Origin of the sequence: Micromonospora sp. NPDC047465, assembly GCF_040643125.1 — a bacterium.
Taxonomy (GTDB): Bacteria; Actinomycetota; Actinomycetes; order Mycobacteriales; family Micromonosporaceae; genus Micromonospora.
This window is the reverse complement of sequence record NZ_JBEYTP010000058.1, coordinates 26097-32096: the sequence shown is the minus strand read 5'-3', so window position 1 is coordinate 32096 and position 6000 is coordinate 26097. Positions and strand designations below refer to the sequence as shown.

The window sequence follows — 6000 nt, the reverse complement described above, 5'->3', positions numbered from 1 at the left end:
AGAGGCCCGCGCTCGGACGAGCGCGGGCCTCTGGTCACGTCGCCCGACGGGCGGCGGTGTGTTCGCCTACGCCGGCTGCCGCGGACCGACGACGGTCCAGCACAGGCCGGCGGGATCGCGCAGGGTCGGCTGGTGCGCCGGACCCGCCGGCGGTTCGACGCGGGCACCGGCGGCGAGCGCCCGCCGCAGCACCGCCTCGGGGTCGGTCCGCTCGATGGTCAGCACGTCGTCCCCGCCCTCGGTTGGCGACCCCGCCCCGTCCCACTCGCTGACGGTCAGCCGGTGCCCGTCGACGGCCAGTTCCGCGTGCAGGACGCGGCCGTCGAGCAGGCACTCCCGCTGGAGCTGGACGGCGTCGAGGACGTCCGTGTAGAAGGCGACGACCTCGGCCGTGTCGCTGACCGAGAGGTGGGGCCCCGGCCCGTCGTTCGCTGACCTCATGAGACTCGCGCCCCCTTTCCGCTACTCGGCGATCCGGGTCCGACCGGTCCAGCGGAACACCACGGGCACCTCGGCCGTCTCCGGGGCGTTGCCCCGCTCGAAGTGCTCGTACCCTCCGTAGTGCCGGACCTTGATCTTCTCCTCCGCCCGCGCCACCCGGTGACTGCGCAGGTCGGCCGGCAGATCGGCCGGGCCGCCCTCCAGGACGGCATCGATGACGCCGGCGACGTCCCGGGCGACCGGATCAGCTTGCGAAAAGTCCTTCATGGCACGACCTCCGTCGCATTCCGCACACCTCGGACGGGCCCGCCGCTGGCCGGCGGACGCGTCCACACAGGTCTGACGACACCCGTTGCCGGGGTGAACGGACGCTCCGGGTCGAACGTCGTTGTTCCGGTGGCCGGCCGCCCGTTCCGCAGCGAACGTAATCCAGGTCACATCCGCCCGGACACCCTTAGCGGACCCCTAGGACCCGCCCTGGGCAGCGACGATGCTTCCGCGCGCCCGGGCGCCGGCCAACCGGTCGACTCACTCCCAGCGGAAGAAGCGGGTCGCCAGCACGGAGCCGAGCACGGCCGTCACGGCCAGGGCGAGCAGCTGCCCCCACTGCGGGCTGGCACCCGACCACGCCGCGCCGATGGTGTCCACCGTGGCGCCCAGCGGCGAGTAGTCGGCGATGAGGGCCAGGGCGGCCGGCATCCGGTCCCGGGGCAGCCAGGCGCCGGCCAGGAAGAGCAGCGGGAAGAACAGCGCGGGGCCGATCGACTGCGCCGCCCGGGCGGACGGCGCCAGCGCCGCGATCAGCAGCCCGACGGCGAAGAGGCAGGCCACCCCGAGCAGGAACGCCAGCACGAAGCCGGGGATATTGGCCGGCGCCGGCTGGTCCAGCAGGAACCGTACGGCGATCGAGGTGATCACCGCACCGAGGACGCCCGCCACAAGGTTGACCACGACCTGGGCCACCAGCAGGAGGGCGGGCTGCACCGGGGTGGTCGCCAGGCGGCGCAGGACCCGGCGCTCGCGGTAGATGCCGAGTGCCATCGGCAGGGTGAAGAGCGCGAGCATACCGATCGTCAGTGACAGCGCCAGGGACGGCAGGAAGGTCTGCTCGGCGTGCTGCCCGGTGCCGGCGGCCGTGCCGCCGCGTTGCGGCAGCCCGAAGACGAGCATCAGGCCGATCGGCAGGGCGAAGACGAAGAACAGCGACACCGGCTCCCGGAGGAACAGCTTCGTCTCGACGGCGATCAGCTTGGTCAGGGCGCTCACGATGACCTCCCGTCGGTCGGGGACTGCGTGGCGGTCCGGCCGGCACGGCCGGTGAGGGACACGAACGCGTCGTCGAGGCTGGGCTGCTCGACCCGGAGCGCGGTGTAGCGGATGCCGGCCCCGTTGAGCGCGGACAGGACCGACTGGAGCACGTCCGCCGTGCCGGTCACCGTCACCTCCGCGCCGTCGCGGGACACCCCGGTCACGTCGGGCAACCCGAGCAGCAGCGCGTCCTGGACCGGCTCGTCGGGCCGGAAGTGCACCCGGTGCTCGGTACCCACGCGGTTGAGCAGACCGGAGGGGCTGTCGATCGCCACCACCCGCCCCTGGTCGATGATCGCGAGCCGGTCGCAGAGGCGTTCCGCCTCCTCCATGAAGTGGGTGACCAGCACGACCGTGACGCCCCGGTCGCGGATCCGCTCGACCAGGTCCCAGGTGTCCCGGCGGCCCTGCGGGTCGAGCCCCGTGGTCAGCTCGTCGAGGATGGCGACCTCGGGCCGCCCGACCAGGGACAACGCCACCGACAGCCGCTGCTTCTGCCCGCCGGAGAGCTTCTGGAAGTAGGTGTTGCGCTGCTCGGCCAGGCCGAGGCCGGTCAGCAGCTCGTCGATGTCGGCCCGGTTGCGGTAGAAGGACCGGTAGAGGTCCAGCGCCTCCCACACCCGCACCTTGTCGGGCAGCTGGCTCTCCTGGAGCTGGGCGCCGACGCGCTGGCACACCTCGGCGCGGTCGCGGATCGGGTCGAGCCCGAGCACCCGGATGGTGCCGCCGTCGGGCCGGCGCAGCCCCTGCACGCACTCGACGGTGGTGGTCTTGCCCGCCCCGTTGGGGCCCAGCACGCCGAAGATCTCGCCCTGCTCGACGGTGAAGGAGACGTCCGCGACGGCGACCTTCTCCCCGTACCGTTTCTGCAGATGATCGACTTCGATGACCGGCATGGGCGTGGTCCTCCTTCACGTGCGGGCGGCCGTCGGAGCGGGCGGGACCCCCGGCTGATCGCGGCGTCGGCTGCGGTGACGTGCCAGCGCCGGCCCGCCCGCGAGGCCGGCCGACGCCCGACATCATCCGTCCAACGGAGGTACGAATCAATCGATCAGTTGACGAATCGGGGGTTTCGAACGGGATACGACCCGGGGACAGGGGTGTCGACCGGCGAGCCGGGCGCGGCGACAGGGGTGTTGGCCGGTTACCGCGCGTGTCCGTCGACGCGGTGGGGTGGGCCGGGCGCCGGGCAGAGGGGCAGCAGCTCGTCCAGCCGGGCCAGCACGACGTCGGGGCCGGCGGCACGCAGGGCCTCCTCGTCGGACTCGCCCCACAGCGCGGCCACCGCGACCACCCCGGCCGCCCGCGCGCTGAGCAGGTCGCTCGGTGCGTCACCGACCATGAGCGCCTCCGCCGGCCGGGCCCCGAGCAGCCGCAGCGCCTGCCGCACGATGTCCGGTGCGGGCTTGGGCCGGGGCACCTCGTCCGAGCCCACCACGTGGTCGACGAGCGGCAACAGGTCGAGTCGGCCGAGCAGGTCCCGGGCCCGTACGCCGCTGCGGCCGGTCGCCACGGCCAGGCCGATCCCCCGCCGCCGCAGCGTGCCGAGCAGCTCCGTCACCCCGTCGACGGGGGTGACCCGGTGCGCGAGGCGGTTGCTCTCCCGGACGAACGGCTCGGCCAGCGCCGCCGGCAGGCCCATCAGCTCCAGCACGTCCGGCAGGTACCGGCCCGGGTGGCGGCAGTACTCCTCGACCGGGGCGACGCCGTCGCCGACCACCTCGCCGTACGCGAGGGCGAACGCCTCCCTGGCCACGGCGAGGCTGTCGACCAGCACCCCGTCGAGGTCGAGCACCACGGCCCGGACGCTCGCGGGCACCGGCACCCGTTCCGTCGTCTCCCCGGCCACCGACGCCACCTCCCGCCCGTCCGACCTCGCCGGCCGGTAGGGGTGGCAGGCCGGGGGACGCCCCGACTACGGTCGGGATCGTCGTCCCGGGCCTGCCGGCCGGGCGTACGCACCCGCCCGGAACCACCGGCGCACCGCCGACCCTACCGGCGTCCCGGACCCCCGGTCCGGCACCGGGTCACGCCCGGCCGCTCCGACCCGGGTCACGGCCCGGCCGATCCGACGCCGGGCCCGAGCCGCTGGAGAAGGGTCGCACCATGCCGCTGCTGAGCTGGCTCTCGGAAGGCACCGACGAGCGTCCGGACGCGATCCGCGTCGACGGCCGGGCGGTGTCCGGGGTGGAGCTGCGCCGCCTGGCCGCGGCGGTCGCGGACGAGCTGCGCGGCGTCGACCGGGTGGCGATCGAGGCGACCGCGACCCTGGAGACGGTGGTCGGGGTGGTCGGCGCGCTGACCGCCGGAGCGGCGGTCGTGCCGGTGCCGCCGGACGCCGGTCCGATGGAACGGGACCACATCCTGCGCGACTCGGGGTCGACGGCGCTGCTCGTCCCGGCCGACGCGGAGCGCCCGGCCGACGGCGCGGGCCGGACCGTCGTCCCGATCGACCTGACCCGGCGCTCGGACACCACGCACCCGGAGCCGGACCCGGCCCGCACCGCGCTGATCCTCTACACCAGCGGCACCACCGGCGCGCCGAAGGGCGCGGTGATCTCCCGCCGCGCGGTCGCCGCGTGCCTTGACGGCCTGGCCGACGCCTGGGCCTGGACGCCGGACGACCTGCTGGTGCACGGCCTGCCGCTGTTCCACGTGCACGGGCTGGTGCTCGGTGTGCTCGGGCCGCTGCGGCTGGGCAGCCGGCTGCACCACGTCGGCCGGCCGCGTCCGGAGCGGTACGCGGCCGCCGGGGGCTCGATGTACTTCGGCGTACCCACGGTGTGGTCCCGGGTCGCCGCCGCCCCCGACGCGGCACGGGCCCTGCGCCCGGCGCGGCTGCTCGTCTCGGGCAGCGCGGCGCTGCCGGCGGCGGTCTTCGCGGACCTCGCCGCGCTCACCGGCCACCGGGTCGTCGAGCGGTACGGGATGACCGAGACCCTGATCACGGTGAGCGCCCGGGCGGACGGCCCGCGTCGGTCGGGCACCGTCGGGCTGCCGCTGCCCGGAGTGCGGACGCGGCTGGTCGACGAGCAGGGCGCGACGCTGCCGGCCGACGGGGCGGCGATGGGCGAACTCCAGGTCAGCGGCCCCACCCTCTTCGACGGGTACCTGAACCGTCCGGACGCCGACGCGGCGAGCAGCACCCCGGACGGCTGGTTCCGCACGGGCGACGTCGCCACCGTCGACCCCGACGGCTGGCACCGGATCGTCGGCCGGGCGTCCACCGACCTGATCAAGAGCGGCGGCTACCGGATCGGCGCCGGCGAGGTGGAGGACGCCCTGCTGGCGCACCCGGGAGTCCGGGAGGCCGCCGTGGTGGGGATCCCGCACCCGGACCTCGGCCAGCAGGTCACCGCGTACGTGGTGGGCGACGGGGTGGACGGGCCGGAGCTGGTGGACTTCGTGGCCCGGCACCTGTCCGCGCACAAGCGGCCGCGCGAGGTGCGCCTGGTCGACGCGCTGCCCCGCAACGCCCTCGGGAAGGTGCAGAAGAACCGGCTGCTGGCGGACTGACCGGTCGGTCGGCGACCCTGGTGGGAGCGAGCGGGTCAGACGGCCGCCGGGATGCTGATCGCGGTGACCACCAGGCCCCGGCCGACCAGGAACCGGCCGGCGAAGGCGGCCACCGGCACCCCGCCGAGCACCGGGCCGGGCACCAGCAGGTGGGCGGTGAACGTCCCGGCCGGATCGAGCACGATGTCCGCCTCGGCGAAGTCCAGCCACCGGCCGGTGAGCGGAAACCACGCCTTGTAGACCGACTCCTTCGCGCTGAACAGCAGGCGGTCCCAGCAGACCGACGGGTCGGCGGCGGTGAGCGCCGCGGTGCGGGCCCGCTCGGCCGGCAGGGCGATCGCGTCGAGCACCCCGTCGGGCAGCGGCGCGTGCGGCTCGGCGTCCACCCCGAGGGTGGCGAAGGCCGCCGTACGCCCGAGGACGGCCGCCCGGTAGCCCTCGCAGTGCGTCATGCTGCCGACCACGCCGTCCGGCCAGACCGGGGCGCCCCGTACGCCGGACAAGATCGGCACCGGGGGGAAGCCCAGCTCGCCGAGCGCCCGGCGGGCGCAGTGCCGCACGGTGGTGAACTCCCGGCGGCGCTTCTCCACCGACGCGGCGATCAGCGCCTCCTCCTCGGGGAACAGGGTCAGGCCGGCGGGGTCGGCGAACGACTCGGCCACCGCCACGGCGGAGGGCAGGATCTGCTCGATCACGGTCGCCGATGCTAGGCGCTGCGGCGGCCGGCACCGCCCC

General features: G+C 75.1%; 7 protein-coding genes. 1 reads left to right on the top strand and 6 read right to left on the bottom strand.

The window, feature by feature from the left end; translation table 11 throughout:
- Positions 1-66: 66 nt before the first annotated feature.
- The 5 genes from ABZ793_RS31415 to ABZ793_RS31395 form a co-directional block, all read right to left on the bottom strand.
- Positions 67-441: a VOC family protein gene (locus ABZ793_RS31415; protein WP_357463924.1), complete on the bottom strand. Its 375-nt coding sequence runs from the start codon at positions 439-441 to the stop codon at positions 67-69.
- A gap of 21 nt (positions 442-462) precedes the next feature.
- A complete protein-coding gene (locus ABZ793_RS31410; RefSeq protein ID WP_357463921.1) occupies positions 463-708 on the bottom strand; it encodes a DUF5988 family protein in 246 nt (81 codons plus the stop codon).
- A gap of 261 nt (positions 709-969) precedes the next feature.
- Positions 970-1707: an ABC transporter permease gene (locus ABZ793_RS31405; RefSeq protein ID WP_357463918.1), complete on the bottom strand. Its 738-nt coding sequence runs from the start codon at positions 1705-1707 to the stop codon at positions 970-972.
- The gene (locus ABZ793_RS31400; protein ID WP_357463915.1) at positions 1704-2645 is read right to left on the bottom strand and encodes an ABC transporter ATP-binding protein; all 942 of its coding nucleotides are present in this window, start codon (positions 2643-2645) and stop codon (positions 1704-1706) included. The genes ABZ793_RS31405 and ABZ793_RS31400 overlap by 4 nt, the downstream gene beginning before the upstream one ends.
- Before the next feature lie 248 nt (positions 2646-2893).
- Positions 2894-3598: an HAD-IA family hydrolase gene (locus ABZ793_RS31395; RefSeq protein WP_357463912.1), complete on the bottom strand. Its 705-nt coding sequence runs from the start codon at positions 3596-3598 to the stop codon at positions 2894-2896.
- A gap of 257 nt (positions 3599-3855) precedes the next feature.
- Between ABZ793_RS31395 and ABZ793_RS31390 the strand changes: the two genes are divergently transcribed.
- Positions 3856-5265: an acyl-CoA synthetase gene (locus tag ABZ793_RS31390; protein ID WP_357463909.1), complete on the top strand. Its 1410-nt coding sequence runs from the start codon at positions 3856-3858 to the stop codon at positions 5263-5265.
- Between the two features lie 35 nt (positions 5266-5300).
- On the opposite strand, the gene ABZ793_RS31385 is transcribed toward ABZ793_RS31390, so the two are convergent.
- On the bottom strand, positions 5301-5960 hold the full coding sequence (locus tag ABZ793_RS31385) for a 4'-phosphopantetheinyl transferase superfamily protein (RefSeq protein ID WP_357463906.1): 660 nt from the start codon (positions 5958-5960) through the stop codon (positions 5301-5303).
- Positions 5961-6000 lie beyond the last annotated feature (40 nt).